The following is a 25,890-nucleotide window of genomic DNA, read 5'->3' on the forward strand; positions in this document are numbered from 1 at the left end:
CGTCAGGCGTGGATGTGCAACGCCTCGGCGGTCGCCCCGATGGTCGACGCGGCCCGGCGTTCGTCGGACGAGAGGTCGTCGCCGTACGTGGGGATCATGGCGTTGAGCCGGGGCTTCCACGCCGCGATGCGGTCGGGGAAGCACCGCTCGAGCACGCTGAGCATGATCGGCACGGCCGTGGACGCCCCGGGGGACGCACCGAGCAGGCCTGCGATGGTGCCGTCGCCCGCCGTGATGACCTCGGTGCCGAACTGCAGCACCCCGCCCTTCTTGCGGTCCTTCTTGATGACCTGCACCCGCTGACCGGCCGTGATGCGGTACCAGTCCTTCGGGTCGGCGTCGGGCATGAACTCGCGCAGCGCCTCGAACTTGGTCTGCTTGCTCGCCGCCAGTTGCCCCACGAGGTACTTCACGAGCGAGAGGTTGGCGAGCCCGGCCCGGATCATCGGGTAGAGGTTGTGGGCACGGATCGACGCGAAGAGGTCGAACATCGAGCCGTGCTTGAGGAACTTCGGGCTGAAACCGGCGTAGGGCCCGAACATCAGGCTGGCCTGCCCGTCGACGACGCGCGTGTCGAGGTGCGGCACGGACATCGGGGGCGAGCCGACGGCGGCCTTGCCGTAGACCTTGGCCTGGTGCTTGCCGACGATCGCGGGATCGTCGCAACGGAGGAACTCACCGCTGACCGGGAACCCGCCGAAGCCCTTGATCTCGTCGATGCCCGACTTCTGCAGCAGGTGCAGCGCTCCCCCACCGGCACCGACGAAGACGAAGCGCGCGTCGACGGTCGTCGGCGTGCCACCGACCTGCTTGCGGAGGGCCACCCGCCACGTGCCGTCGGCGAGCTTCGTGAGGTTCGTGACGCGGTGGTCGACCTCGAGGATCGCCCCCTCGCCCTGCAGGTAGGTGAGGAGGAGGCGCGTGAGGGACCCGAAGTCGACGTCCGTGCCGGCGGCGATGCGCGTCGCCGCGATCGGCTGCCCCTTCGCCCGTCCCGGGATGAGGACCGGTGCCCACGACCGGATGACGGACGCGTCGGTGCTGAACTCGAGCCCCTGGAACAGCGGGTGCTCGCGCAGGGCCTCGTGGCGCTTGCGGAGGTACTCGACGTTCTTCTCGCCCCAGACGAAGCTCATGTGCGGGGTCGAGTTGATGAAGGCGTCCGGCTGCGGCAGGGCCCCCTCGGCCACGAGGAACGACCAGAACTGCCGCGACACCTGGAACTGCTCGTTGACCTTGACGGCGCTCGACGTGTCGATGGTGCCGTCGGAGCGCTCGGGCGTGTAGTTGAGCTCGCAGAGGGCGGAGTGGCCCGTGCCCGCGTTGTTCCAGGGGTTGCTCGACTCGAGGGCGACGTCGCCCAGCGCCTCGTAGATCTGGATCGTCCAACTCGGCTCGAGCTGTTTGATCATGGCACCGAGGGTGGCACTCATGATGCCTGCCCCGATGAGGGCTACGTCGACGGGCTTCTTCGCATCGGTCACGACGTCAGTCTAGGCCCGGCCCCCTCGGCGACCCCGGGTGGCCGCCGGAGCACGACACCCCGGTGTCTCGATGTCGAGAGACCGGGGTGCGACGCATCACCGGCCCCTCGGGCGACCGGCGTCGACGGATCAGGCGACGGCGCGTTCGGCGGCGACGAGCTCGGCGATCTGCACGGCGTTGAGCGCCGCACCCTTGCGGAGGTTGTCGTTGCTGATGAAGAACGCGAGCCCACGGTGACCGGGGACGCCCTCGTCGTGCCGGATGCGGCCGACGAAGCTGGGGTCGGCTCCCGCCGCCTCGAGCGGGGTCGGGACGTCGGTGAGGACCACCCCGGGGGCGTCGCGCAGGAGTTCTTCCGCGCGCTCCGCCGTGATGTCCGAGGCGAACTCGGCGTTGATCGAGAGCGAGTGCCCCGTGAAGACCGGCACCCGGACGCACGTGCCGCTGACCAGCAGGTCGGGGCGCTCGAGGATCTTGCGGCTCTCGTTGCGCAGCTTCTTCTCTTCGTCGGTCTCGTTCGTGCCGTCGTCCACGATGCTGCCCGCGAGCGGGATGACGTCGAAGGCGATGGGACGGACGTACGTGACCGGCTCGGGCAGGTCGACCGCGCGACCGTCGTGCACGAGGCCGACGGTGTCGCCCTCGATCGCGGCACGGGTCTGCTGCAGCAGCTCGTCGGCGCCGGCGAGTCCACTGCCCGACACCGCCTGGTAGGTGCTGACGATCAGGCGCTGCAGGGTGGCCTCGGTGTCGAGCACCTTCAGCACGGGCATGGCCGCCATGGTCGTGCAGTTGGGGTTGGCGACGATGCCCTTGACCGCCTCGCGGAGGGCGTGGGGGTTGACCTCGCTGACCACCAGGGGCACCTCGGGGTCCATGCGCCAGGCGCTCGAGTTGTCGATGACCAGTGCCCCGGCCGCGGCGAACCGTGGCGCGTGGGCCCGCGAGCCCGTCGCGCCCGCCGAGAAGAGGGCGATGTCGAGACCCGCGGGGTCGGCCGTCTCGACGTCCTCGACCACGATGTCGACACCGCGGAACGGCAGGGTCGTGCCCGCCGACCGGGCGGTGGCGAAGAAGCGGATCTCGGCGATCGGGAAGTCGCGCTCGTCGAGCAGCGTGCGCATGACCTTGCCGACCTGTCCGGTCGCGCCGATCACGCCGACGCGCAGTCCTTCGGCCATGGGTGCCTCCTGGGTTTCGGTGGTGCGGGGTTCGGTGGTGCGGGTCCTGGCCCGGTGGGAGCCGGGTCGGGAGGCGCGGTGCGGTGGCCGCGCGCGCCTCCTCGGGTGGTGGGTCGCGTCAGCGGCCGGTGCCGCCGTGGACGACTGCGTCGACCTCGGCGTCGAGGCCGAAGGCCGAGTGGACGACGCGTAGGGCGTCGTTCAGGGTGTCGGCCCGCGTGACCACCGAGATGCGGATCTCGCTGGTCGAGATCATCTCGATGTTGATGCCGGCCTCGAAGAGGGCCGTGAACAGCCGCGCCGAGACGCCCGCGTTGGTGCGCATGCCCGCGCCGACGAGGGCCAGCTTGCCGATCTGGTCGTCGTACTGCAGGGACTCGAAGCCGATCTCGGCCCGGTCGGACTCGAGGGCCTGGAGCACGACGGCCCCCTCGGACTTCGGCAGGGTGAACGAGATGTCGGTGCGGCTGGTCGACGCCGCCGACACGTTCTGCACGATCATGTCGATGTTGGCGCCGGTCTTGGCGACCGTGCGGAAGATCTGGGCGGCCTTGCCGGGCACGTCGGGGACGCCGACGACGGTGATCTTGCCCTCGCTGAGGTCGCCCGCGACCCCGCTGATGATGGGTTCTTCCACGTTCTCTCCCTCTTTCGGGTTGACGACGAGCGTGCCCTCGTTGTTGTTGAACGACGAGCGGACGTGCAGGGTGACCCCGTGACGCCGGGCGTACTCGACGGCACGGATGTAGAGCACCTTCGACCCGGCGGCGGCGAGCTCGAGCATCTCTTCGCTCGTGACGCGGTCGAGCTTGCGGGCCTTGGGCACGACGCGGGGGTCGGCCGTGAAGACGCCGTCGACGTCGGTGTAGATCTCGCACACGTCGGCGTCGAGCGCCGCGGCGAGGGCGACGGCGGTCGTGTCGGAGCCGCCGCGACCGAGGGTCGTGATGTCGCCCGTCGACCGGTTGAACCCCTGGAAGCCGGCGACGATCGCCACGTACCCGGCGTCGAGCGCGTCGCGCACCCGTCCGGGCGTGACGTCGACGATGCGGGCCTTGCCGTGCTGGGCGTCGGTGATCATGCCGGCCTGGCTGCCGGTGTACGAGCGGGCCTCGACGCCCAGGCTGCGGATCGCCATGGCGAGCAGGGCCATGCTGATGCGCTCGCCCGCGGTGAGCAGCATGTCGAGCTCGCGACCGCCGGGCAGCGGGCTGACCTCGTTGGCCAGGTCGAGCAGTTCGTCGGTGGTGTCGCCCATCGCGCTGACGGCCACGACGACGTCGTTGCCGGCCTTCCGCGTCTCGACGATGCGCTTGGCGACGCGCTTGATGCTCTCGGCATCGGCGACGGACGACCCGCCGAATTTCTGCACGATCAAGCTCACGGTGACTCCTGAGAAGGGGGACTGGGCGCGCCGGAGGACGGCTCACGCCTGCGTCCGGCGATTCTATTCGGTGTCGAGAGCGTGTGACGTACGTCGGTCGCGGGGCGTCATCGGCGCCTCTCCCCTACGGTGGACCGATGCCCGACACCACCGACCAGGCCCGCGGCGCCGCCAGCCGCCTCCAGGACAGCCGCGCCCTCAGGACCGCCGCCCGCGTCGGCTTCGCCATGAACGGCCTGCTCCACGTCGTGATCGGCGTGATCGCCCTCGGCGTCGCGTTCGGAGGTGGAGGCGAGGCCGACCAGGGCGGTGCCCTCGGGCAATTCGCGTCCCGCCCGGGCGGGGTCTTCCTCCTCTGGCTGATCGTCGTCGGGCTCTGGGGCCTCGGCCTCTTCCAGCTGCTCGAGGCCGCTCTCGTCCGCGGGACGGACAAGGACGCCTGGGCCGAGCGCGCGAAGGAGGGCGGCAAGGGCGTCGCCTACCTCGCCGTCGGGTTCACGGCCTTCACCTTCGCCCGGGGCTCGTCGTCGGACAGCTCGGGGCAGACCCAGACGCTCAGCGCCCGGCTGCTCTCCGCACCCGGGGGCGTCGTGCTGCTCGTCGTCGTCGCGCTCGCCATCGTGGCGATCGGGGCCTACTTCGTCGTGAAGGGCGTGAAGCAGAAGTTCCGCGAGGACCTCACGCTGCCGGGCGGTGCGGCGGGACGGGGCACGGTCGCCCTCGGCGTCACGGGTTACGTGGCCAAGGGGATCGCCCTGGGCGTGGTGGGGGTGCTGTTCGCGGTCGCGGCCGTCACCTCCGACCCGAGCGAGGCCACGGGGCTCGACGGCGCGCTGAAGGCCCTCGCGGCCCTCCCGTTCGGCGTGGTGGTGCTCACGGCCGTCGCCCTGGGGCTCATGGCCTACGGTGCGTACTGCGCCGTGCGGGCACGGCGCGCCCGCCTCTGACGGGCAGGCGCGCGCCGGACGGGTTCAGGAGGCGCGGGTCGTCATTCGGAGACGAGCCGGCGGCCCTCGAAGGCGCGGCCGAGCGTGACCTCGTCGGCGTACTCGAGGTCGCCGCCCACGGGCAACCCCGAGGCCAGTCGCGTCACCCGGAGACCGAAGGGCGCGAGCATCCGGGAGAGGTACGTCGCGGTCGCCTCGCCCTCGAGGTTGGGATCGGTGGCGATGATGACCTCTTGCACGGTGTCGTCGGCGAGACGCTGCACCAACTGGCGGATGCGCAGATCGTCGGGACCGATGCCGTCGATGGGACTGATCGCCCCGCCGAGCACGTGGTACAGACCGCGGAACTCGCGGGTCCGCTCGATGGCCTGGACGTCCTTGGCCTCTTCGACGACGCAGATCGTGGCGGGCGAGCGACGCGGGTCACGGCAGATGTTGCACGTCTCTTGTTCGCTCACGTTGCCGCAGATCTCGCAGAAACGCACCTTGGTCTTGACGTCGACGAGCAGCTCGGCGAGGCGTGACGTGTCGAAGGACTCGTTCTGCACGATGTGGAACGCGATGCGCTGCGCCGACTTGGGCCCGATGCCGGGGAGGCGACCGAATTCATCGATCAACTCTTGGACGATGCCTTCGTACACGCGCTACTCGCTTCTCTGAGGCGTGACCCGGGGGGCGATCGTCTCTTCTTCGATGAACTGGGCCCCGAGGATCTCGCGCACGACGGCCTCGCCGTAGCGCGACCCGGTGGGGATGCCCCGACGCGGGTCACCGGTCGCCGCGCGACGCTCGGCCACCGACGGACCGGCACCGGCGGAGGCGGTCGGTGTGCTGGTGGCCGCTGTGGAGGGCGACGGAGCGGCGGCGGCGGGGCGAGCCGGGGGCACGTCGACCTCGGGCGGAGGAGGCGCGGCGTCGACCGTCGGGACGCCGCCGGGCGGTTCTTCGGTGATGTGCTCGGGTTCGTCGGGCTCGGGGGGCGGGGTCTGCGGGATGGGGGCGACGTCCCACCCGGTGACGGGGGTCGAGCCGCCGGACCGCCCGGCGGACGCGGACGCCGGAGCGCCGGATCGCCCGGCGGACGCGGGCGCCGGGGCGCCGGACCGCGCGGCGGCCTCGGGCGCCGAAGCCGGCGCGGGAGCCAGGGACGGGCTCGGCGCCGGCGACGCGGAGGCCTCGGGCGCCGACGACGTCGCGGCGGGGGCCGTGGCCCGGCCCGTCTCGGACGGCGCCGACCCCGCAGACGCGGGCCCGGACGGCTGGCGTCCGGCCTCGGGCGCCGGTGTGGTCGACCGACCGATCTCTCGCGGCGCACCCGACGTGGCGGGAGGGGCGGCGGCGTCGACGGGTGCACCCGTGGGGGTCGGGCCCGCGGGCCCGTCGCCCTCGACGCGGGCGATGTACTTCACCTTGACGCCGAGGACGTCGACGATCGCGCGTCGCAGGTACTCGCTGACGCCCTCGGCCGCGCCCTGCGGCCGCTTGAAGCTCTCGACGTCGTTGGCGCTGGGGAAGGCCAGCGTCAGCACGTCGTCGACGAAGTCGACGACGGTGGCCGTGACGACGACCATCCACGCCGTGCGCCGCGCCTTCTGGACGACCTCGACGATCTCGGGCCAGCTGTCACGCAACTGCTGGAGCGTGACGGGAGCCGCGCCGCCCCCGGACGCCTGGCCGGCATCGGGGGTCTGTGCCCACGCGGCCGAGTGCGGTGCGGACGGAGGCGCGGGTTCGGTCGGCGTGGCGGAGTCTGCCGGGTCGGCCCGGGTGGCAGAGGTCGACGGAGCGGCCGTCGCCCAGGACGCCGTCGCACTCTCGACGGCCGACGGGCCACCCGCCGCCTCGGTCGACGGCGTGGCTTCGACGGGCGAGGCGGACGGGGCCGGCGCGGTCGGAGCCGACGCGGCGACGGGAGGCGTCGATCGGCCCGCCGCGGGCCGGACCTCGGCCGGCCGGGCAGCCCCCTGCGACGACGGCGCAGCGGACGGACCGGGCGCGGCGGACGGACCGGAGCCCGAGCCCTCGACCCCGACGCGTCGTTCGAGGCGCTCGACCCGGGCGAGGGCGCCCCGGCCGGTCTGGTCGCTCTCGGGGACGAGGACGCGCGCGATCATCAGTTCGAGGTGCAGCCGAGGCGAGGTGGCCCCGGTCATGTCGGTGAGAGCGCGGTTGACGACATCGGCCGAGCGCGACAGCTCGGCGGCGCCGAAGGCGTGCGACTGGTGCACGAGACGGTCGAGCTCGTCGGCCGTGACGCCCCGCAACACGGCCGAGGCACCCTCGACGGTCGCCCCGACGACGATGAGGTCGCGCAGGCGTTCGAGCAGGTCTTCGACGAACCGCCGAGGGTCTTGCCCGGTCTGGACGACGCGGTCGACCGCAGCGAACGCGGCAGCGCCGTCACGGGCGCCCAGCGCCTCGACGACGTCGTCGAGCAGCGATGCATGGGTGTACCCGAGCAGCGCGACGGCGCGCTCGTACTGGATGGCGCCGTCCTCGCTGCCGGCCATCAGCTGGTCGAGGAGCGAGAGGGTGTCGCGCACCGACCCGCCGCCGGCGCGGACCACGAGCGGCAGCACGCCCGGGGCCGCCTCGACCGACTCGCTCTCGCAGAGTTCGTGGACGTACTCGAGCATCTGGGCCGGGGGCACGAGGCGGAACGGATAGTGGTGGGTGCGGGACCGGATGGTGCCGATCACCTTGTCGGGCTCGGTGGTCGCGAAGATGAACTTGACGTGCTCGGGCGGTTCTTCGACGACCTTCAGCAGGGCGTTGAAGCCCTGCGGGGTGACCATGTGGGCCTCGTCGAGGATGAAGATCTTGAAGCGGTCGCGAGCCGGGGCGAACACGGCCCGGTCACGGATGTCGCGGGCGTCGTCGACGCCGTTGTGGCTGGCCGCGTCGATCTCGATGACGTCGAGCGAGCCGCCGCCGTCGCGTGAGAGCTCGACGCACGACGCACAGACGCCGCACGGGGTGTCGGTCGGACCCTGGGCGCAGTTGAGGCAGCGGGCCAGGATGCGCGCGGACGTCGTCTTGCCGCAACCGCGCGGCCCGCTGAAGAGGTAGGCGTGGTTCACGCGGTTGGTGCGGAGTGCCGTGCGGAGCGGATCGGTCACCTGCGTCTGCCCGATGAGCTCGGCGAAGTTCTCTGGCCGGTAACGGCGATACAGGGCGGTGACCACAGAGCAAGAGTAGTCGGGGCGACCGACAACGGTCGACGGCGGGAGTCGCCGTCGGGGCCCCCTGGCGGTGCCCCGGGCGCACGAGAGGGCCCGTCGTGTCGACGGGCCCTCGGGTGCGGCTCCCGGCCGGGGTGGACTACTCGGCGGACCCCCTCGCGCGACGGCGGACCCTGGTCGCCGACACGAGGCCGAGGCCGATCAGCAAGGCGAAGGCCGCGAGCGAGAACCAGCCGAGGGCGTCCGACCCCGTGTACGCCAGGCCCGAGACGGAGCCGGTCGGGACCGCTCCCCCGCCGTTGCCGGTGCCGTTACCGGTGCCGGTGCCGGTGCCGCCACCCGATCCGGGCAGACCCGGGAAGCCGGGGGTGCCAGGGGTACCGGGGGTACCAGGGGTCCCCGGGGTCCCGGGCGTGCCCGGGTCGCCCGGCGTGCCCGGGGTCCCGCTGGCCGCCGCGACGGTGAACCCGGTGGTGACCGGGGCCGACGTGGCGCCCGCGATCGTCTCGGTCGCGGCGACCACGTGGGGTCCGACGGCGACGCCCGCGAGGACGACCGTCCAGCTCCCCGTCCCGGGGTCGGCCTGGACGACCTGCGCGGTGCCGTCGTCGAGCTGCACCGTCACCGTGGCACCGGGTTCCGCCGTCCCGACGACCGTCACGGGCGTCGTGCCGCCGGTTCCGGCCTGCAGGACCGAGCCGGCCACCGGGCTGGTGATCACCACGGGGTCGACCGAGGCGATCAGGAGGTCCTGGCTCACCGTGGTCGTGCCCGCGTCCGCGGTCTGCGTCGCCGTGACGACGTAGGCGCCGACCGGGACGTCCGTGAAGTCGACCTCCCAGGTGCCGTCGGCGCCGACCGTCGCCGACTGCGTCGGCCCGCCGCCGAGGTCCACCGTGACGAGCGCACCGGGTGTGCCGGTGCCCGTCACCGTGACGTCCTCGAGGCCGTTCCCGTCGACGTCGGCGATCAACGCGCCGGGTGCCGGCGAGGTGATGACGACGGCGTCGGTGCTCGCGGCCGGCGAGACCGTGAACACGACGGTCTCGGGGGCCGACACCGCGCCTCCCACGGTCTGGGTCACGGACAGGGTGTGCTGCCCCTGCTCGACGCCCACGAGGGTGGTCGACCAGGCGCCGTCGGCGTCCACGTCGACCACGACCGGGAGGCCGCCGTCGATGCTGACGGCCACCGAGGCGTTCGGCTGGGCCGAACCGCCGACCAGGACGTCCGCCGTCCCCGCCGTGCCCGCCGGCAGGATCGAGCCCTGTTCGGGCGAGGTGACCACGAGCGGCGCGACCTCGGCCGCGGGGGCGAGGGTGACGTCGACCGACGCGCTGCCGGTGACGACGCCACCGACCGTCTGTTCGACGATCACGGTGCGGGTGCCGACCGGGACCGCCGGCAGGGTCACCGACCAGGTGCCCCCGTCGGTGACGGTGGCCGTCTGCGTGATGCCGCCGACGGAGACGGTGACGGTCGCTCCGGGCTCGCCCGTTCCGGTGACCGGCAGGTCGACGAAGCCGTCACCGTCGGTGTCGACGACGAGCTGTCCGTCGGCCGGCGAGGTGATGGTGGGCGCGGCGGCGGGGTCGGCCGGGACGGGCACGACGACCACCGAGACCTCGACGGGAGCGCTCGTGGCGCCTCCGATGGTCTGCACGGCCGAGACCGTGTGCGTCCCGGTGCCGAGCACGACCGGCACCTGCCACGAGCCCGAGGCGTCGACCGTCGTGGTGACGGGGTCTCCCCCGTCGACCGTGACGGCGACGGGTGCGCCCGGCTGCCCCTGGCCACGGACGACGACCGGCGCGGTGCCGGCGTCGCCCGCCTGGTACTGCTGCCCGTCGGTCGGTGCCGTGATCGTGAGCGTCGCGGCGGCCTCGACCACGACCGTGGTCGTGACCGGAGCCGACTCGACCCCGCCGACGGTCTGCGTCGCGGACACCCCGTGCTCGCCCACGCCGACCCCCGCGAAGGTGGTCGACCAGTCGCCGTCGTCGTCCACGTCGACCGTGACGGCCGTGCCGTCGTCGAGCGTCACCGCGACGGTCGCGCCGGCCTGGGCCGAACCGGACACCGGCAGGTCCACCGTCGAGGCGGCGGACGGCACGAGGAGGCGCGTGCCCGTCGCCGGGTCGGTGATCCGGATCGGGTCTGCCGCGACCACCGCGAACGGCTGGGTCACGGGGACCGTCGTGACGGTGCCGTACTGCTGCACCACCGAGATCGGTCCGGCACCCACCGGCACCGCGTCGAAGGTCGTGGTCCACGCCCCCGTCGTCGGGTCGGCCGTGACGGCCTGGGTCAGGTCGCCACCGAGCGAGACCGTGACGGTCGCGCCGGGCTGGGCGGTGCCCGACACCGTGACCGGCGTCGTCCGGCCGTCGAGGACGACGACCGTGGCACCCGGGGCGGGCTCGGTGATGGTGACCGGGGTGCCGACCACCACGTCGAGCTGCTGGGTGGCGGGAGTCGTCGAACCGGCCGGCACCGTCTGCGTCACGACGACCGGGTACGAGCCGACGGGCACGTCGCCCACCGTGACGGTCCAGGTGCCCTCGGGGGTCACCGTCGTCGTCTCGGAGAGGTCATCGCCCACCGCGACCACGACCGTGGCGCCGGGCTGACCCGTGCCGGTGACCGTGACGTCGGTGGTGTCGTCGGCGTCACGGACGACGATCGACGACCCGGCGGGCGGCGAGGTGATCGTCACCGGGGCGGCCACGACGACCGACACGTCCCGCGTGATCGGGGTCGACACGGCGCCGTCGACGGTCTGGGTGACCGAGGCGGTGCGGTCGCCGACCGGGACGCCGTCGACCGTGACGCTCCAGGCGCCGGTCGTCGGGTCGGCCACGACGGTCCCGACCAGGCCGTCACCGAGGTCGACCGTGACGGTCGCTCCGGGCTGGGCCGTGCCGGACGCGACCACCGGGGCGGTGTCGCCCGCGGCGAGCACGACGACCGTCGTGCCGTCGGTGGGCCGGTCGACGACGAGACCCGCTGCCGCCGCGACCGTGAACGGTTGCGTCGCCGCGGCCGAGGTCGCGCCTCGGATCGTCTGCGTGGCGGTCAGGGTGTAGTCGCCGACGGGGACTCCGTCGACGGTCGTCTGCCAGTCACCCTCGGGCCCGACGGTGGCGCCGGCCGTGAGGCCCGTGCCGAGCGAGACGGCGATGGTGGCGCCGGGCTCACCGGTGCCCGAGACGACGACCGACGTGGTGCCGGCCGGGTCGAGCAGGGAGACCGTCGCACCGGGGGCGGGGGTGACGATCGCGGGCGCGGCGGGGGCCACGACGATCGACACGTCCCGCGTGACCGGGGTCGAGGTCGAGCCGTCGACGGTCTGCGTGACCGCGATGGTGCGGTCGCCGACCGGGACGCCCGGCACGGTGACGCTCCACGCGCCGGTCGTGCCGTCGGCCGTGACCGTGCCGGTCAGGTCGTCGCCGAGGTCGACGGCGATCGAGGCGCCCGGCTCGGCCGTGCCCGACACGACCAGGTCGGTCGTCGCGTCCGGCGTCGCCACCGCCACGACGGTCCCGACGGCCGGGGCCTCGATGACGACCGCGGCGGCGGAGACCACCGAGAGGGGTTGGGTGACGGCGGGCGACACCGAGGTGCCGAGCGCCTGGGTGGCGGTGAGCGTGCGCTCGCCGACCGTGACGCCGGCCACGACGACGCTCCAGGCGCCGGTGGTCGGGTCGGCGATCGTCGAGGCCACGAGGTCGACGCCGAGGTCGACGCGGACGGTCGCCCCGGGTGCGGCCGTGCCGCTGACCGTGACGGCCGTCGAGGCGGTCGCGTCGGCGACGGTCACGACGTCACCGGGCTCGGGCTGCAGGACCCTCAACCCGGGACCGACCACGATCCGGAACCCGGCCGCGACGGGGGTCGAGGTCGTGCCGGCCACGGTCTGCGACGCCGTCACCTGGTAGACGGCGGTCGGCAGGTCGGCGAAGAGGACGGACCAGTCGCCGGACGTCGGGTCGGCGGTCGTGGTGACGGCCGCTCCCCCGTTCAGTCGGACCGAGACCGGGGCGCCCGGGGACGCCGTGCCCGAGACGGGGACGTCCACGGTGCCGGCCGGGTCGAGCACCGTGAACACGGTGTCGTCCGGGTCGACGATGACGACCGGGGCGGCCGCGCGGATCTCGAACGAGCTCTCCTGCGCCGGCGAGGTGGTGCCGCCGATGCTCTGCGTCACCGACAGGTCGGCCGCGCCCACGGGCACGCCCGGGACGTCCACGGACCACCGGCCCGTGGCCGCGTCGGCCGTCGTCGTGGCGGCGAGGTCGGCGCCCGTCGCGGGATCGAGGACCACGTCGACCGTGGCTCCCGCCGCGGCGGTGCCGGAGACGGTCACCGTGGTCACGACCTCGGGCCCGGCCACGTCGACGACGGAACCGTCGGCGGGGGTCAGGACGACGAGGGGGTCGCCGGCGAGGATGCGGACCACCCGGGTCTCGGGAGCCGAGACCGAGGTGCCCACCGTCTGGGTGGCGGTGACGGTCCGCGTGCCCACGGGCACCCCGGCGAAGGACACCGTCCAGGCACCCGTCGTGGTGCCGGAAGTGACCGTGTCGGTGAAGCCGTCGCCGAGGTCGACGCGGACGACCGCGCCCGGCTCGGCCTGGCCCGACACGACGAGCGTCGTGGTCGAGGACGGGTCGGCGAGGACGATCGGGACGCCGTCGGCCGGGGCGACGATGGTCAGCGGGGCGGCCGGGTCGATCGTCACGACGCGCGTGTCGGCCTGCTGGACGGTGTCCCGCACCGCCTGTGAGGCCCCGAGGACGCGCTCTCCGACGCCGACGCCGACGAGCGTGACCGCCCAGGCCCCGGTGACGGGGTCGGCGAGGGTGCTGCCGACCTCGGCGCCGTCGAGGGTCACGGTGATCCGTGCGCCCGGCTGGGCGGTGCCGGCGACCGGGACGTCCTGCGTGGCCGCGGGCGAGGCGACGACGTAGCGGATGTCGGCGGCGGGCGTCGTGATGACCACGTCGGCCCCGGAGACGATCTCGAAGGCCCGGGTGACGGGCTCGGTGGTCGTCGTGCCATCGACCGTCTGGGTCGCGGAGGCGACCTGGTCACCCACGGGGACGCCCGGAACCGTGACGGACCAGAGCCCGTCGGGCCCGGCGGTCGTCGGGACGACCACGCCGGCCAGGGTGACCTCGACGGACGCACCGGGGTAGGCCGTCCCGGTCACGACGACGGCGGTGGTGCTGTCGGCGCCGGCGACCGTGACGACGTCGCCGTCACCGGGTGCGGTGATGGAGAGGTCGGCCTCGGCCGAGACCACCGAGAAGTCCGTCGGCTCGGCCTCGAGGAGGTCGGGGCCCTGCTGCTGGCTCGCGCCCACGACGTGGTCGCCGACGGCGACCCCGGTCAGGACGAGGGACCAGGCGCCCTGCGCGTCGGTGGCGACCGGGGCCTGGTCGACGCCGTCCACCGTGACGGTGACGGGCAGACCGGCCACGCCGGTGCCCGCGATGGTGACCGGAGCGGTCCCCTGGTCGTCGGCGACCACCAGCTGGGTGCCGGGGACGGGCGCCGTGATGACGACGTCGCCGCCGACGCTGACCAGGACGTCCCGCGTAACGGCGTCCGAGGTGGAGCCGTTGATGCTCTGGGTCACCGAGACCGTGTGCGGACCGACCGGGACGCCGACGACCGCGACGGACCACTGGCCCGAGACCGGGACGACCACCTGGCCGACGAGGCCGTCGCCGAGGTCGACCTCGACGGTCGCCCCGACCTGGCCCGTGCCCGAGACGACGACGGGCGTCGTGTCCTGCGGTCCCGGGACGAAGTACTCGGCGCCGTCGAGCGGTGCCGTGACGGCCAGGGGCGTGCCCTGCGCGATCGTCAGCGGCTGGGTGACCGGCGCGGACGTGGTCCCGCCGAGGGTCTGCGTCGCACCGAGCGTGCGGACACCGGCGGGGACGTCGGGGATGACGGCGGTCCAGGCGCCCGTGGTGGGGTCGACCGTGGCCGGCACCTCGAAGCCGGCGCCGAGGCCGACCGTGACGGTCGCCCCCGGGTCGGCCGTGCCGGTGACGGTCACGTCGGCCGTGGTGCCGCCGACGATCGGGATCGTGGCCCCGGGGGCCGGCGTCGAGATGGCGACCGGGGTCCCGGCGACGATCGACACGACGCGCGTCTGCGCGGGCGACACGGTGCCGCCGACGGTCTGCGTCGCCGAGATCGTGCGCTGACCGACGGGCACGCCGTCGACGTCCACCGACCAGGCGCCGGTCGAGGCGTCCGCCGTGACCCGACCGGTGAGGCCGTCACCGAGGTCGACGCGGACGTCGGCGCCGACCTGGGCGGTGCCCGAGACGGTCAGCGTGGACGAGGAGGCGCTGTCGGCGACGCGCACCGTGGTGCCCTCGGCCGGGGCGAGGATGTCGAGCGGCGCACCGGCGGCGACCGTCAACGGCTGCGTGACCGGCACCGAGACGACGCCCGCGACCGTCTGCGTGACGCTGATCGTCCGGGGCCCGACGGGCACGGACGACACGGTGGCCGACCAGGCGCCCGTGGCGTCGGCCGTGGTCGTGGCCACGTAGCCGTCGCCCAGGTCCACGCGGACGGGGGCGTTCGGCTCGGCGGCTCCCGTCACCGTGACCGGGGTGGTCGAGGTGGCGTCGGCGACCGTGAGGGTCGCACCGGGCGCCGGCGTCGAGATCGTCACGCCGGTCGCGGCCACGAGGGTGAAGTCGGTGGTCTGCGGGGCGGACACCGCGCCTCCCACCGTCTGCGTCGCGGTGGCCGTGTAGGTGGCGACCGGCAGGGCCGGGAAGGTCACGGACCAGGTGCCGTTGGGGGCGACCGTCGTGGTGAGGTCGCGGCCGCCGCCGAGGGTGACGGCGACCGGGGCCCCGGCCTGTCCGGCACCCGAGACGGTGACGTCACGGGTGGAGTCGGCTCCGGGCAGACGGTACTGCGTGCCGGAGGTCGGGCTCGTGATGGTCAGGCCCGTGCCGGCGACGACGCTGAAGGCGCGCGTCACGGCGGCGGAGACGTCTCCACCGAGGGCTTGGGTCACCGACGCGGTGTAGCCGCCGACGGGCACGCCCGGGACGGTCGTCGACCAGGTGCCGTCCGCGGCGACGAGGGCCGTGGCCGTGCGGCCGCCGCCCAGGTCGACGGCGACGGTGGCCGTGGGGGTCGCGGTGCCCGAGACGATCACGGGGGTCGTGGAGTCGGCGTCGAGGACCGTGAAGACGCGTCCGGCGGTGGGCGTGGTGACGACGAGCGGCTGCTGCGCGACGACGGTGAAGTCCCGCGTGACGGGGCCGGTGGTCGCGGTGCCGAGGGCCTGGGTCACGGAGGCGCTGTAGGCCCCTGCGGGCACGTTCGCGACGGTCACGCTCCAGCTGCCGTCCGCGGCGACCGTGCCGGTGCCCGTGAGACCGGCACCGAGGTCGACCGTGACGGTGGCGCCGGGCTCGCCGGCACCGGTCAGCACGACGTTGCGCGTGGCGCCCGGGGAGGCCGGGACGACGAACACCTGCCCGGCGGTGGGCGTGGCGATGCTGAGGGGGGCGAGGGCCGCGGCGCGGACGGTGGAGGTCGCGAGGTCGACCCGGGACGCGTTCACCAGCGGGAGGACCGAGAGGCTGACCGCGTGGACGGAGCTCGAGCCGGCGTCGGTGCCTCGGCCGTCACGGAAGCCCGCGCCGTCCTGGGCGTTGATGGTGACGCGGACGAGCTGGTTGAGCAGCGTCGTGAGAGGCGCGAGGGTCGTGACGACCGCGGCGGTCGTGGTGCGCAGGCTGGTCGTCGTGGCGGCGAGCGCCGTGCCGTCCACCAGGGGCGAGTAGAGGCCGCCCACGCTGCCGAGCAGCGTGCCGACGACGGGGAGGAGGGCCCCCCGGAGGACCGTGGCGCCGAGAGCACCGACGAGACCCGACCCGGTGACGGTCGTGGCGGCCGGCTGGACGGTACCGTCGAGCAGCGCGCCGAGGGTGGTCACGGTGCGGGTGCTCAACGTCTCGTTCACGCCGACGACGGCCAACTGGATGCGCAGTGCGACGGCGAGGTCGACGGTCACCTGGCTCGCGCGGATCGCGTCGTCCACGGCGGCCACGAGGTTGGTGGGCAGCTGGTTCTGCAGGATGTCGGTGATGCCGGCGGTGATCGCGGTGATGGTCGCGGGACGCAAGAGGTCGGTGTTCGCGGGCAGACCGTTCAGGGCGTCGAGGTCGATGACCACCTGGCCCGTGCTGGGGATGATGGTCACGGGCCCGCTGGTCAGGGGACGGGCGAGTTCCGCCGAGATCGTCGAGTCGAGGTCGACGGTCGCCTGCACGTTCACCGTTGGCTGGCCGAGCGTGACGGCGCCACCGAGGGGCAGGCCGTTCACGGCCGTGGTGAGCGGGCCGGTGATCGAGTTCGCGAGGCCGCTGACGGCGGTGCTGCCGGCGACCCCGTTGACCGCCGTCCCCAGGCCGCCGACCGTGGAGCGGAGGGACGAGGTCACGCCCTGGACGGCGGGGCTGGTCAGGGTGAACTCCGCACCGGCGACCTGGTAGGCCGTCGTGGGCGTGGTGGCGGTGGCGCCCCGCTGCTGGGTGATCTGCGACGAGAGCGCGCCGAGCTGCAGGGTCACGTCGCTGAGGACGCCCTGCGTGGCGGGCACCTGGGCGAGCAGCGGCTGGAGGCGGAGGGTGGTCTGCTGGGCCGGGCTGCCGTCGCCGACGGCGATCGAGCCGTCCTGGGCGATGAGACCGGCCGAGGCGGTGGCGCCGGTCGCGGTGGCGTTCGCGTACTGACCGTCGACGCCGAGGGTGAGCAGCCCGTTGCCCCCGAGGAGGCGGATGCCGTTGCCCAGACCGACCGTGAGCGCGTTGACGGCGGTGAGGTTCAGCGGGTTGCGCGACGTCGGCGGGTTCTGCGTGGTGCCGAAGGCCGAGTAGGCCCCGCCGAGTGCGGCGACCTGGTCGAGCGCGACGATGCCCGTTCCGCCGACGAGCGACGCCTCGGCCTCGCTGCGGTCGGTCGTGGCCGCCTGCGCGGGGACGACGACGACGAGCGCGCCGACGACCGCCGCGACGACGGCGGCCGCCGTCGCCTTCAGTGCGCGGGACGCGTGGGAGCGCCGGAGACGCTCGATCGTCTGGCTTCGCATGGGTGTGCCTCTTCCTGACGGGACGAGCCCGCCGCCTGATCCGAAGAACTCCCGCTGGTGAGGCGGGAGGTGCTGCTGTTCTGTTGTGTCGTCGCCGCGTCGCCGCCCGGGGACGACGGCGAGGCGAACGGGACTACCGCGCGGTGCGCGGGCTCGTTCGCCTGGGGCGGGTGCTGCTGACGTGCCGTGGTGAGGGGCTCATCGGTCCTGATCCTGATCGTGTGGTGCGGGTGCGACGGCGCCGTCGCGCGTGGTCGCACCGTGGTGAGGGGTGCGGCCGGAGCGGTGGTTGATCGCTCCCGACGAGCTGGTTCGGTCTCGTCGTGATGCCGAGCTTAGGGGGCATCGCGCGGATCGCGCACCCCACGAAGGGGGGCCACGGGGCCTTCGGCCCCCAAAAGAGAAATGACCCCTCACGCACCCGTCAGAGCCCGGTTACCCTTGCTGCATTTCTGCCCTGGGGGAATTGGCCTGGATGACGCCACGTGAGGAGCCTCGACGAGTTTAGCGGCAACTGAGTGGTCGCCGCGACCCGGGGTGTTGCCTGGGGGCATGAGAATCGTCATCGCCGGAGGACACGGCAAGATCGCCCAGCTCCTCGAACGCCGACTCGCCGACGCCGGGCACGACCCCGTCGGCATCGTCCGCAACCCCGACCACACCGCCGACCTCGAGGCCGCGGGGGCCCGTGCCCTCGTCCTCGACCTCGAACGGACCGACGTCGACACGCTCGCCGGCCACCTCGACGGGGCCGACGCCGTCGTGTTCGCCGCGGGCGGCGGCGGCAGCAGCGGCGCCGAGCGCAAGCTGACCATCGACCGCGACGGGGCCGTCCTCCTGGCCGACGCCGCCGAGAAGGCGGGCGTCACGCGCTACGTCATGGTCTCGGCCATCGGCACGGACGACTTCGACCCGGCGCGGGCCGAGCTGCCCGCCGCGAACGACGACGACGTGTACCAGGTGTACATGCGTGCGAAGAGCGAGGCCGACGCCGACCTCCGCCGTCGCGAGGGTCTGGACTGGACGATCGTCCGTCCCGGTGGCCTGACCGACGACGCCGGCACCGGCCAGGTCACGGTCGGCACGACCGTCGAGCGCGGCAGCATCCCCCGCGCGGACGTGGCCGAGATCATCGCCACCGCGCTGATCGAGGGCACCGCTGTCAAGACGCAGTTCGAGGCCGTCTCGGGCGACGTCACCGTCTCGGACGCGCTGGCGACCATCAAGTACTGACCCGCGCCTCCTGGTCGTCCCCCGACCACGGAGTGACGGACGAGAGCCCCGGAGGCGCGACCAGCGCACCGGGGCTCTCCCCCGTCTGAGGGTCGGTCGGGTCGTGTACCCGCAGACGCCTCAGCTGAGGGCGGCGGCCTGTCGCGCGATCTCGAGTTCTTCGTTCGTGGGGACGACGAGGACGGACACCCTCGACCCCTCGGGCGAGATGTACCGCGCCTCGCGGGACGCGAGTTCGTTGCGGTCGTCGTCGACGTGGATGCCGAAGAACTCCAGGCCCATGAGCGTCCGACGACGCAGCAGGGCGTTGTTCTCGCCGACCCCTGCCGTGAAGACGACGGCGTCGAGTCCCCCGAGCTGGGCGACGTAGGCACCGATGTAGTGCCGCAGGCGGTGCCGGTAGACGGCCAGCGCCGCCTCGGACACGGCATCGCCCCGGGACGCGCTGTCCTGCACGTCGCGCATGTCGCCGCTGCCGGTGAGGCCGAGCAGCCCGCTGCCCTTGTTGAGCAACGTCTCGAGCTCGGCGAAGTCGAGTCCCGCCTCACGGTGGAGGTGGAACACGGCCGCGGGATCGATGTCACCCGAGCGCGTGCCCATGACGAGCCCCTCGAGGGGCGTCATGCCCATGCTCGTGTCGATGGACCGTCCGCCGTCGATCGCGGCGGCCGACGCGCCGTTGCCGAGGTGCAGCACGATGGTCTTCAGCTCGGCCAGGGGGCGACCGAGGAACTCGGCGGTCTTCTCGCTCACGTACTTGTGCGACGTGCCGTGGAAGCCGAAGCGACGAACGTGGTGCTTCTTCGCCAGCTCGGCGTCGATCGCGTAGGTGTAGGCGGCGGGGGCGAGCGTCTGGTGGAACGCCGTGTCGAAGACGGCGACGTGCGGGACGTCGGGGAAGGCCTCAGCGGCCGCGCGGATGCCCTGCAGGTTGGCCGGGTTGTGCAGCGGGGCGAGGGCCGACAGGCGGTCGATCGCCTTCTCGACGCCGGGCGTGACGACCGTCGCGCGGTCGAACTCTTCTCCGCCGTGGACGACGCGGTGGCCCACCGCGACCGGCGGGTACTCGGCGAAGGACGGGCCGTGCGCCTCGAAGGCGGTCAGCATCGCGGCGAAGCCGGCGGCGTGGTCGGCGATCGGCTGGGTGTCGTTGCGGGTCTCGTCGCCCGTGACCTCGTTGCGGTGACGGGTCGACCCGACGTCCTCGCCGATGCGCTCGACGAGACCGCTCGCGAGCGTGCGCTCGCCCTCGAGCTCGATCAGCTGGTACTTGAACGACGACGAGCCGGAGTTGACGACGAGGACGGTGCTCACGAGGAGGCTCCTTCGGTGCTGGTGACGGCGGCGGCGGCGGCCTGCGTGCCGGCCTGGATGGCCGTGATGGCGACGGTGTTGACGATGTCTCCGACGAGGGCCCCGCGGGACAGGTCGTTGATCGGCTTGCGGAGGCCCTGCAGGATGGGGCCGATCGCGACCGCACCCGCACTGCGCTGCACGGCCTTGTACGTGTTGTTGCCCGTGTTGAGGTCGGGGAAGATGAACACCGTCGCCCGACCGGCGACCTCGGACTCCGGCATCTTGGCGGCGGCCACCGTCGGGTCGGCCGCGGCGTCGTACTGGATCGGCCCCTCGACGAGCAGGTCGGGTCGGCGTTCGCGGACGAGTGCCGTGGCGGCGCGGACCTTCTCGACGTCCGCACCCGAGCCGCTGTCGCCCGTGCTGTAGCTCAACATGGCGACGCGGGGCTCGATGCCGAACTGCTGTGCGGTCTGCGCCGACGAGATCGCGATGTCGGCGAGTTGCTCGGCGGTCGGGTCGGGGATGACGGCGCAGTCGCCGTAGACCAGCACCCGGTCGGCGAGCGCCATGAGGAACACGCTCGACACGACGCCGACGTCGGGCAGCGTCTTGATGACCTCGAAGGCGGGCCGGATGGTGTGCGCCGTGGTGTGCTTGGCGCCCGACACCATGCCGTCGGCGAGGCCGAGCTTCACCATCATCGTGCCGAAGTACGAGACGTCCGTCACGGTGTCCATCGCCTGCGAGACCGCGATGCCCTTGTGGGCCCGCAGCTTGGCGTACTCGGTCGCGAAGAGCACCTGCAGGCTGGGGTCGAACGGGTCGAGCACGCGGGCGGTGGCGAGGTCGAGACCGAGCTCGGCGCCCCGGGCGCGGATGGCCGTCTCGTCGCCGAGCAACGTGATGGCGGCGACGCCGCGCTGCAACAGGGTGGACGCGGCCCGCAGCACCCGGTCGTCGTCGCCCTCGGGCATGACGATGTGCTTCTGGGCCCCCCGCGCCCGCTCGAGCAGCTGGTACTCGAACATCAGGGGCGTCACCACCCCGGACGGGCTGACCTGCAGGAGGCGCAACAGCTCGGCCCCGTCGACGTGCGTCTCGAAGAGGGCCAGGGCGAGGTCGTACTTGCGGGGAGAGTCGGCGGCGAGGCGCCCACGGGTCTGGGTGATGGCGAGGGCCGTGTCGTAGGTGCCCGTGCTCGTGGTCGCGATCGGCAGCGGGCTGTCGAGCCCCTCGAGCAGGCGCTCGACCTGCGGGGCGAGGGCGAACCCACCGTTGAGCACGATGCCGGCGAGCGACGGGAAGGTCTCGGAGGCGTGGGCGAGCACCGTCGCGACGAGCACGTCGGAGCGGTCGCCCGGCACCACGACGACGGCACCCTCGGTGAGTCGCGGCAGCACGTTCTCCATCGACATGGCCGCCACGACGACGCCGAGCGCCTCTCGGTCGAGCAGGGCGTCGTCGCCGCGCAGCAGGGTCGCACCGGTGGCCTGCAGCACGGCGCGCATCGTCGGGGCGACGAGGACGCGGTCCTCCGGCAGCGTCCAGATCGGGACCCGCCCGGTGGGTGACGCCTCGAGGGCGTGGCCGATGCCGCCGACGACCTCGTCGAGGTGGTCGGGGTCGACCCGGTTGGCGACGACGGCCAGCAGGCTCGCGTGCTCGGAGCGCAGCTCGGCGGTGGTCAGTTCGGCGACCTGGCGCATGTCGGCGCCCGAGCGCCGCGTCTGGCCGTCGGCGCTGCGGCCGCCGAGCACCAGCAGCACGGGCGCGCCGAGATTGGCCGCGATGCGGGCGTTGTACGACAGCTCGGTGGGGCTGCCGACGTCGGTGTAGTCGGAACCGATCACCACGACCGCGTCGCACTGCCGCTCGACGGCGGCGAAGCGGCTCACGATGGTGGCGAGCGCGGCATCGGGATCGGCGTGCACCGCGTCGTAGCTGACGCCGACGCACTCGTCGTAGGCCAGGTCGACGCTGTCGTGCGACAGCAGGAGTTCGAGCACGTAGTCGCGCTCGTCGGTCGAGCGGGCGACGGGTCGGAACACCCCCACCCGTCCCACCTCGTGGCTGAGCGTGTCGAGCACGCCCAAGGCGATCGTGGACTTGCCCGTGTGGCCTTCGGCAGAGGTGATGTAGATGCGTGTCGACACGCTCGCCAGCCTACGGGCGGCAGCCTTCGAGCCGCCGGGGAAGCGTGCTGGCGGAGGCCGCGAGACGTCTCCTAGGCTCGTCGGCATGCAGATCCGCACCGCGACCGAGGCCGACCTGCCCGGCGTCCTCGAGATCCACGCCGACGCCGTGGCGCACTCCCGGGCCATCTGGACCGACGTCACGCCGACCCTCGAGGGTCGGCGCGAGTGGCTGACCAGCCATCAGGAGGCGCGGCGCAGCGCGATCGTCGCGGTGGACGGCGACGAGGTGCTCGGCTACGGCAGCTACGGGCCGTTCCATGCCAAGGACGGCTACCGGCACACCTGCGAGAACTCGGTCTACGTGCGTCCGGGGCAACAGGGCAAGGGACTCGGACGAGCGCTGATGGCCGAACTCGTCGAGCGGGCCACGCGGGACGAGCTGCACGTCATGGTGGCCCTGATCGAGGCGGGCAACGAGGCGTCGGTGCGGCTGCACGCGTCGCTCGGCTTCGAGGACGCCGGCGTGCTGCGCGAGGTCGGCACGAAGTTCGGCGAGTGGCTAGACCTGCGGTACATGATCCGCCGACTGGCCTGACCCGGGCGCGACGGGACCGACGAGGCGCCGGGACGACGACGGGCGCCGCCTCCGGGGAGACGACGCCCGTCGTGGGCAGAGCGGTGGGGTCAGCGTCCGGTCGACCCGTCCTGTCCGGTGTCGCCGGGCGTGTCGAGCCGACCGTCGACGGCCGGGTCGGGCGACACGACGTCGACCTGGAGCGGAGGCTCGGCGACGACGGCCGAGGCGGACGTCGCCCGGCTCACCGGGGAACCGTCACGGCCACCCCGGACCCGGCGTTTGACCGCCTCCCAGGGGCGGGCGAGTCGTGTGCCACCGGCCTGGGTCGGGGCGTCGACCTCGAGCCCGTAGTACGCGCCGACGTGCTCCAGGAGGACGTCGCGCTCGGCCTTGTCGTACGCACGACGTTCGCGGGTGAAGGCGATGATCGTCGACCAACAGGTCAACAGCAGCACGATGCTGAACGGCAGCGCCGTCGTGATCGCCGCGGTCTTCAGGGCGTCCAGACCGCCGGTCAGGAGGAGCGCGACGGCGAGCAGGGCGGCCACCAGGGCGAAGAACACCCGGAGCCAGTTCTTCGGCTCGATGTCGCCGCCCGACGCGATCATCGCCATGACGAGCGATCCGGAGTCCGACGAGGTGACGAAGAACACGCCGATGAGCAGGATCGCGCCGAACGTCAGGACCGTCCCGGCGGGCAGGCCGCCGAGCAGGGCGAAGAGCGACCCCTCGACGTCGACCGAGCCGTCGGCTCCGACGAGGCCACCCGAGCCGTCGGTCTGCTGGTGGATGGCCGCACCACCGAGGACGGCGAACCACAGGAAGGTGAGGGCGGTCGGGACGAGCAGCACGCCGAAGACGAACTGGCGGACCGTGCGGCCCTTCGAGATGCGGGCGATGAAGATGCCGACGAAGGGCGCCCACGACATCCACCACCCCCAGTAGAACGTGGTCCAGGCGCCCTGCCACTCCTCGCCGGCGGCGCCCTGCTGGGCGGTCACGTTGAAGGACAGGCCGACGACGTTCTGCAGGTAGGCGCCGATGGACTGCACGAAGTCGCGCAGCAGGAACTGCGTGGGTCCGACGATCAGGATGAACAGCAGCAGGGCGGCCGCGAGGATCAGGTTGAAGTTCGACAGGATCTTCATGCCCTTGGTCACACCGGTGACGAGCGACACGATGGTGACCGCCGTGATGACGGCGATGATCGCGATCTGGCTCACGATGCTGCTGTCGGCGAGGCCCGCGGCCTCGAGGCCGGCGCCGATCTGGATGACGCCGAGGCCGAGCGAGGTCGCGACGCCGAACAGCGTGCCGACGAGGGCGATGACGTCGATCAGGTTGCCCCAGCCCCCGCGGACGCGGTTGCCGAGGAGGGGCTCGAGGGCCCAGCGGATGGAGACGGGACGACCCCTCCGGTGGATCGCGTAGGCGAGGGCGAGTCCGAGGACGACGTAGATGGCCCAGGCGTGCAGCCCCCAGTGGAGGAAGGTCTGGGTCAGGGCCTGCTGCGCGAGCTGGTCCTCGGTGCCGGTGACGCCCGGTCGTGGCGAGGCGAAGTGGCTGAGGGGCTCGGAGACGCCGTAGAAGACGAGGCCGATGCCCATGCCCGCGGCGAAGAGGAGCGCGAACCACGAGCCGGTCGAGAACTCGGGCTCGTCCTTGTCCTTGCCCAGCTTGATGCCACCGAACCTGCTGAACCCGAGGAACAGGCTGAAGCCGACGAAGAAGGCGGCGATCAGGACGTAGTACCAGCTGAAGTTGCGGACGATGCCGCTCTGCAGGCCGAGGAACAGCGCCTCGGCCGAGGCGGGCGCGATCAGGGTGTAGGCGACGAAGCCGAGGACGACGACGGCGGCCGGCCAGAAGACCCAGCGGCGCAGTTGAGGGGTGGTCGAGACGGTCTCCGTCAGGGAAGCGGGATGGTCGGCGGGGGGCCCGGAAGGGGGCGGAGTTGTCGTGGCCATGCCTCCATGGTGACGGTTGAGGGGCCCACCGTCCCAATCACGACGTCGTCCGGGTCACCGATCCTGGTGGCGGTAGTACCGGTTGCGGGGTCGCAGGACGGCCGTCGCGAGGACGGCGGCGAGCACCGACGCGACGAGGATGGCCACCTTGGCGTCGTCGTCGTGAGCGCTGCCGAGCCCGTAGCTCAGTTCGGCGACGAGCAGGGACACGGTGAAGCCGATGCCCCCGAGGAGGGCGACGCCGGTGAGGTCCACCCACTTGATGCTCCGGTCGAGTTCTGCCCGGGTGATCCTGGTCGTGATCCAGGTCGTCGCGAGGATGCCGACGGGTTTGCCGAGGACGAGAGCGGCGATGATGCCGATCGTGACCGGACTCGAGAGAGCCGTCCTGAGGCCGTAGAGGCCACCGAAGGCGACGCCCGCGGAGAAGAACGCGAACACGGGGACGGCGAAACCGGTGGAGATGGGCCGGAAGCGGTGCTCGAAGACCTCGGAGAGCCCCGGTCCCGCATCGGGGCCGCCACTGGCCTGGCTCCGGATGACGGGGACGGCGAAACCGAGGAGGACGCCGGCGACGGTGGCGTGGACCCCGGAGGCGTGGATGAGGCCCCACACCAGGACGGCGACCGGCAGGAGGATGAACCAGTTCGCGGCGGGGTGCAGGCCGAAGAACCGTCGGAACCTCTGGGTGAGGAACACGTACGCCGCGAGCGGCACGATGGCGAGTGCCAACGGGACGACCTCGATCGCGCTGGTGTAGACGAACGCGATGATGCCGATGGCGATGAGGTCGTCCACGACGGCGAGGGTCAGCAGGAAGATGCGCAGCGCGCTGGGCAACCTCGAGCCCACGATGGCGAGGACCGCGACGGCGAAGGCGATGTCGGTCGCGGTGGGGATGGCCCACCCCCGCACCGCCTCCGGGTCGGAGGCGTTGACGGCGGTGAAGATCAGGGCGGGGACGAGGACTCCGCCGAACGCGGCGGCCACCGGCACGATCGCCTTGCTGACCTTCCGCAGCTCTCCGGCGACGAACTCCCGTTTGAGCTCCAGCCCGACGAGGAAGAAGAAGATCGCCAGGAGCCCGTCCGCGGCCCATTCCCCCACGCTCAGGTGCAGCCCGAGACCCTCCGGGCCGAACTCGAAGTCCCGGAGTGCGAAGTACGCCCCCGAGAGCGGTGAGTTCGCCCACACGACCGCCAGGACGGCGGCGACGACGAGGACGACCCCACCCACGGTCTCCTTCCGGAGGATCTCGCCGAGGCGGGTCGACTCCGAGGTCGTCTCTTCGGCGAAGAGTCCGGGAGCGACGGCGGGAGGCGGGGAAGAGGGCAGGTCGTCGTGTGGCATCGTCGTCC

The 25,890-nt window shown here is 72.9% G+C and carries 13 protein-coding genes and 1 other RNA gene; 3 read left to right on the forward strand and 11 right to left on the reverse strand.

Features of this window, described 5'->3' with window-relative positions; all coding sequences use genetic code 11:
• Window positions 1-2: 2 nt before the first annotated feature.
• From EDF21_RS04975 to EDF21_RS04985, 3 genes are all read right to left on the reverse strand, one after another.
• Window positions 3-1,484 carry a malate:quinone oxidoreductase gene (locus EDF21_RS04975; protein WP_123570488.1) on the reverse strand — a complete coding sequence of 494 codons (1,482 nt, stop codon included), beginning with the start codon at window positions 1,482-1,484 and terminating at the stop codon, window positions 3-5.
• A gap of 129 nt (window positions 1,485-1,613) precedes the next feature.
• Window positions 1,614-2,666, reverse strand: coding sequence for an aspartate-semialdehyde dehydrogenase (locus EDF21_RS04980; protein WP_123570489.1), 1,053 nt, complete (start codon window positions 2,664-2,666; stop codon window positions 1,614-1,616).
• A 118-nt stretch (window positions 2,667-2,784) separates the two neighbouring features.
• Complete coding sequence (locus tag EDF21_RS04985; protein ID WP_056046470.1) at window positions 2,785-4,050, reverse strand: aspartate kinase; 1,266 nt, start codon at window positions 4,048-4,050, stop codon at window positions 2,785-2,787.
• A 137-nt stretch (window positions 4,051-4,187) separates the two neighbouring features.
• Between EDF21_RS04985 and EDF21_RS04990 the strand changes: the two genes are divergently transcribed.
• The gene (locus EDF21_RS04990; RefSeq protein WP_123570490.1) at window positions 4,188-4,997 is read left to right on the forward strand and encodes a DUF1206 domain-containing protein; all 810 of its coding nucleotides are present in this window, start codon (window positions 4,188-4,190) and stop codon (window positions 4,995-4,997) included.
• Window positions 4,998-5,038: 41 nt separating this feature from the next.
• On the opposite strand, the gene recR is transcribed toward EDF21_RS04990, so the two are convergent.
• The 4 genes from recR to ffs form a co-directional block, all read right to left on the reverse strand.
• Window positions 5,039-5,638, reverse strand: coding sequence for a recombination mediator RecR (gene recR / locus EDF21_RS04995; protein ID WP_043595550.1), 600 nt, complete (start codon window positions 5,636-5,638; stop codon window positions 5,039-5,041).
• A gap of 3 nt (window positions 5,639-5,641) precedes the next feature.
• Window positions 5,642-8,182, reverse strand: a complete 2,541-nt coding sequence (locus tag EDF21_RS05000) for a DNA polymerase III subunit gamma and tau (protein WP_123570491.1) — start codon at window positions 8,180-8,182, stop codon at window positions 5,642-5,644.
• A gap of 136 nt (window positions 8,183-8,318) precedes the next feature.
• On the reverse strand, window positions 8,319-17,321 hold the full coding sequence (locus EDF21_RS05005; protein ID WP_123570492.1) for a choice-of-anchor G family protein: 9,003 nt from the start codon (window positions 17,319-17,321) through the stop codon (window positions 8,319-8,321).
• Between the two features lie 401 nt (window positions 17,322-17,722).
• Window positions 17,723-17,819, reverse strand: an RNA gene (gene ffs / locus EDF21_RS05010) — signal recognition particle sRNA small type.
• Window positions 17,820-17,873: 54 nt separating this feature from the next.
• Between ffs and EDF21_RS05015 the strand changes: the two genes are divergently transcribed.
• Window positions 17,874-18,554 (forward strand): SDR family oxidoreductase, encoded by a 681-nt coding sequence (locus EDF21_RS05015; RefSeq protein ID WP_056046478.1) that lies wholly within the window; start codon window positions 17,874-17,876, stop codon window positions 18,552-18,554.
• Window positions 18,555-18,674: 120 nt separating this feature from the next.
• Here EDF21_RS05015 and EDF21_RS05020 read toward each other — a convergent pair whose 3' ends face one another.
• Window positions 18,675-19,868 carry an acetate/propionate family kinase gene (locus EDF21_RS05020; protein WP_123570493.1) on the reverse strand — a complete coding sequence of 398 codons (1,194 nt, stop codon included), beginning with the start codon at window positions 19,866-19,868 and terminating at the stop codon, window positions 18,675-18,677.
• Complete coding sequence (gene pta, locus EDF21_RS05025; RefSeq protein WP_123570494.1) at window positions 19,865-22,006, reverse strand: phosphate acetyltransferase; 2,142 nt, start codon at window positions 22,004-22,006, stop codon at window positions 19,865-19,867. Before pta ends, EDF21_RS05020 begins: the two co-directional genes overlap by 4 nt.
• An 85-nt stretch (window positions 22,007-22,091) precedes the next feature.
• On the opposite strand from pta, the gene EDF21_RS05030 reads away from it, so the two are divergent.
• Window positions 22,092-22,583 carry a GNAT family N-acetyltransferase gene (locus EDF21_RS05030; protein ID WP_123570495.1) on the forward strand — a complete coding sequence of 164 codons (492 nt, stop codon included), beginning with the start codon at window positions 22,092-22,094 and terminating at the stop codon, window positions 22,581-22,583.
• 89 nt (window positions 22,584-22,672) lie between these two features.
• Here the strand turns inward: EDF21_RS05030 and EDF21_RS05035 are convergent, their stop codons facing one another.
• A complete protein-coding gene (locus tag EDF21_RS05035) occupies window positions 22,673-24,532 on the reverse strand; it encodes a BCCT family transporter (protein WP_123570496.1) in 1,860 nt (619 codons plus the stop codon).
• A 54-nt stretch (window positions 24,533-24,586) separates the two neighbouring features.
• The gene (gene nhaA / locus EDF21_RS05040; RefSeq protein ID WP_123570497.1) at window positions 24,587-25,882 is read right to left on the reverse strand and encodes a Na+/H+ antiporter NhaA; all 1,296 of its coding nucleotides are present in this window, start codon (window positions 25,880-25,882) and stop codon (window positions 24,587-24,589) included.
• Window positions 25,883-25,890: the final 8 nt, after the last annotated feature.

Origin of the sequence: Frigoribacterium sp. PhB118, assembly GCF_003751725.1 — a bacterium.
Taxonomy (GTDB): domain Bacteria; phylum Actinomycetota; class Actinomycetes; order Actinomycetales; family Microbacteriaceae; genus Frigoribacterium.